At 70.4% G+C, this 3,524-nt stretch carries 3 protein-coding genes; all 3 read right to left on the reverse strand.

What is annotated here, in order from left to right; all coding sequences use genetic code 11:
• Positions 1-155: 155 nt before the first annotated feature.
• On the reverse strand, positions 156-1,064 hold the full coding sequence (locus tag ACFTWP_RS41395; protein ID WP_380270349.1) for a carbohydrate ABC transporter permease: 909 nt from the start codon (positions 1,062-1,064) through the stop codon (positions 156-158).
• Complete coding sequence (locus tag ACFTWP_RS41400; protein ID WP_380270350.1) at positions 1,061-2,014, reverse strand: carbohydrate ABC transporter permease; 954 nt, start codon at positions 2,012-2,014, stop codon at positions 1,061-1,063. The genes ACFTWP_RS41395 and ACFTWP_RS41400 overlap by 4 nt, the downstream gene beginning before the upstream one ends.
• Before the next feature lie 74 nt (positions 2,015-2,088).
• Complete coding sequence (locus tag ACFTWP_RS41405) at positions 2,089-3,267, reverse strand: extracellular solute-binding protein (RefSeq protein ID WP_380270351.1); 1,179 nt, start codon at positions 3,265-3,267, stop codon at positions 2,089-2,091.
• Positions 3,268-3,524 lie beyond the last annotated feature (257 nt).

Here is a 3,524-nt window from a genome sequence, read left to right on the forward strand (position 1 = left end):
GCGCCCCGTCCCGACGCCCTCGCGGTCCACCGCCACAGCCGACCTCCACGAGACCCGCCGGGCCTCCTGGTTTCAACGTAGCCCCGGCACCACCTCCCCGCAAAGAGCAGGGCCGCCACCCCGGGACGGCCGGCCCACCGACCGGATTCACGCTGTCACGCGGCCCGCTGCGGGTCGCCGCGCCCGAAGCGCTGGAGCATGAGGAAGGCGACGATCAGCGGGACTACGGACAGCAGCGAGCCGGTGACGAGGAGGTTGTACGGCGTGTGGTCCTTCAGCCCGCTCCAGTAGTAGAGGCCGAGGTTGACCGGCCAGAGCCGCTGGTCCGACAGCGTCACCAGGGGCAGGAAGAAGTTGTTCCAGACGGTGGTGAACTGGAAGAGGAAGACGGTGGCCAGGGCCGGCGAGAGGATCCGGAGCACCACGGTGAAGAAGATCCGGGCCTCGCCCGCGCCGTCCAGCCGGGCCGCTTCGAGGATGTCGTTCGGCACCGCCGAGTCGGCGTAGACGCGGCAGAGGTACACCCCGAACGGGCTGACCAGGCTGGGAAGGATCACGGCCCAGACGGTATTCACCAGGTGGGCCTCGGACAGCAGGAGGTAGACCGGCAGTGCGAGCAGCGGTGCCGGCACCAGGACGGCGGCGAGGACGACGTTGAATGCGCTCTCGCGGCCCCGGAAGCGGTACTTGGTGAGGGCGTAGCCGGCCATGGCCGCGAACAGGGTCGCCCCTGCGGCGCCGACTCCGGCGTACAGCAGGGTGTTGAGGAGCCACCGGACGTACAGGCCGTCGTCGGCGGCCGCCAGCTCCCGCAGGTTCCGCCCGAGGCCGAAGTCCGCGAACCAGAAGCCGTTGGTGGCGAACAGGTCGCCGCTGCTCTTGGTGGACGCAACCGTCAGCCACCACACGGGCAGCAGGAAGTAGGCGGACAGGACGGACAGGACGGCCGTTCCCATGACGCCGGGGCGCCGCCGGCGCCTTCGCGCGTGGGACGGCTCGGACCGGCGGCGGGCGGGCGCAGGCTCGGCAGTCGGGTGCCGCCTGGACACGGTACCGGTGCTCATCGCCCCACCCGGCTGCCGGTGAGACGGGCCGAAAGGCGCAGGAACGAGAACGACAGCAGGCACGTGGCGAGGGCGAGCAGGACGGCGATGGCCGAGGCCCTGCCGTAGTCGTTGGCGCCGAAGGCCGCCTGGTAGGCCGCCATGTTGGGTGTGTAGTCGGCGGAGACGGTCGAGGTGAGCGAGCGCAGGATCACGGGCTCGGTGAACAGTTGGAGCGTTCCGATGATCGAGAAGGTTCCGGTCAGCACCAGCGCGGGGACCACCAGCGGGATCTTGATGTGCCAGGCGATCCGCCAGGAGCCGGCGCCGTCGAGTTCGGCGGCCTCGTACAGCTCACCGGGGACCGCCCGGAGGGCGGCGAGGATGACCAGCATGTTGTAGCCGGTCCAGGTCCACGTGACGATGTTCGCCGTCGACCAGAGCACCGTGCCGGCGGAGAGGAGATCGACGCGGATGCCCATGCTCGTCAGGCCGGCCACCAGCGGGCTGGTCCCCGGCAGGTACAGGAAGGCCCACAGGAGGGTGGCCACCACTCCCGGGATCGCGTACGGCAGGAAGCAGGCGAGCCGGAAGAACCCGCGCAGCCGGGTGCTCCTGGTGTCGACGAGCAGGGCCAGCACGAGGGCCAGGCCCAGCATCACCGGGACTTGCACGATCCCGAGGAGCAGGATCCGGGCGACCCCGGCGAGGAAGGAGCCGTCCTTGAGGGCTGCCGCGTAGTTCGCCGCACCGGCGAAGACCGTCCGGGACGGGCCGAAGCCGAGTCCGGAGCGCTCGACGCGGTAGAGGCTCTGCCCGAGTGTGTACCCGATGGGCAGCAGGAAGAGCGCGGCGAAGAGCAGGCCGAAGGGCAGGAGGAATCCGAAGGCGGCCCTAGTGTGTGCCGGGCTCTGCCGGGTGGGTGGGGCCGGCGGACCCGCCGGGCCGACCGTCGTCCGTGGTGCGCTCATCCGGTGTCCTTCCGGTGCTGGCGGCGGTGTGCGGAGGACGCCTGCGGACCAACTGGTCCGATTCGCCCGCCGGGTCAACCGGCCCTGGCCGTCAGGCCCTTGGCCTTCATCGCGTCGAGCGTCCGGTGCTGGACCGCTCCCAGGGCGGCGGACAGCTCGGTGTGCGCAGCGACGGCCGCACCGAAGGTGTCGGTGAGGTCGCTGGAGGTCTGGGTCATCGTGGGACCCCAGGTCCACCGGGCGGCCTGCGCGAGCGACTGCCTGAAGACGTCGAAGATCGGCTGGTTCCCGAAGTAGGCACTCCGGGCGGACAGGGCCGGGATCGAGGCACCGCCGGTCGAAGCCGGGTAGATGCCGGCCCTGTTCACGAGGGTGCCCACGGCGGCCGCGTCGGTGCTCAGCCAGTTGGCGAACTCCACGGCCGCTCCGGAGTTCCTGCAGCCCTTGAGCACGGCGCTGGCGGACCCGCCGTCGTTGCCGACGGAGCTGGTCCCGTCCTCCCATTGCGGCATGGGGGCGACCGCCCACTTCCCGGCGGCCTGTGCCGAGTTCTGCTCCAGGACGCCGGAGAACCACACCGGGCCGGCGTAGGCGGCGATGGTGCCGTCTTGGAACTCCTTGTACAGGTCGGGTGTGTAGCTCTGCTCCGCCTTGACCAGACCCCTGTTCACCAGGTCCTGCCAGTAGGAGGCGACCTTGGTGGTTCCCTTGTCGGCCAGTGAGACCTTCCACCCCTGCCCGTCCGCGGCGAACCAGTTGCCGCCCGCCTGAGCGCTCATGCCGGCGAACCACCAGGGGTCGTCGGGGTTGAGGACGCTCAGGTAGCCGTCCGGGTCGGCGGCGTGCAGCGTGGCCGCGTCGGCGGCGAACTGCTCCCAGGTCGCCTCGGGCTCGATGCCGTGCCTGGCGTAGACGTCGGTGCGGTAGTAGAGCGCCATCGGGCCCATGTCGACCGGAATGCCGTAGACCCGGCCGTCGATCCCGACCTGGTTCCACGCCGCCTCGCCGTACTCGCTCCGGTGGGCCGCCGCCGCCTGACTCACGTCCTCGACGGCGCCCTCGACCACGAAGCTGGGCAGCGACTCGTAGCCGACCTGGGCGAGACAGGGGGCGTTGCCCGCCTTCACCGCGGCGAAGATCTTGGCGTAGCCGCCCTTGCTGCCAGGAACGATCTTCTCGAACCTGACCTGGACGTCCTCGTGCGTGACGTTGAACCGCGCCGCCGCCTCCTCGTACCCGGGGCCCAGCCCCAGAAGGTAACGGTGGTGGTCCGCGAGCCGCTCGGCTGCCCCGACCCTTCACCGGTGCCGCAGGCGGCCACCCCCGCGAGGAGCGGGAGGACCGCCGCTGCGGACAGCACGCGGTGCCGGATTCTCCTGGTTGCCATGGGCAGTGGTCCTTTGCGTTTCGGGCTTAGAACCTGTCCTATGTGGTGCTCTTTGTCAGGCGTTTGTGGCATGTGATGACGGCGGCGAGGTCGCAGAAGGCCAGGTAATGGCGGTGATCGCGT

It is taken from the genome of Kitasatospora sp. NPDC057015, assembly GCF_042673745.1.
Lineage (GTDB): Bacteria > Actinomycetota > Actinomycetes > Streptomycetales > Streptomycetaceae > Kitasatospora.

What these genes read in the sequence shown, in the direction of transcription:
- ACFTWP_RS41395 (WP_380270349.1), bottom strand. Translation starts at nt 1,064, where the DNA reads ATGAGCACCGGTACCGTGTCCAGGCGGCACCCGACTGCCGAGCCTGCG.
- ACFTWP_RS41400 (WP_380270350.1), bottom strand. Translation starts at nt 2,014, where the DNA reads ATGAGCGCACCACGGACGACGGTCGGCCCGGCGGGTCCGCCGGCCCCA.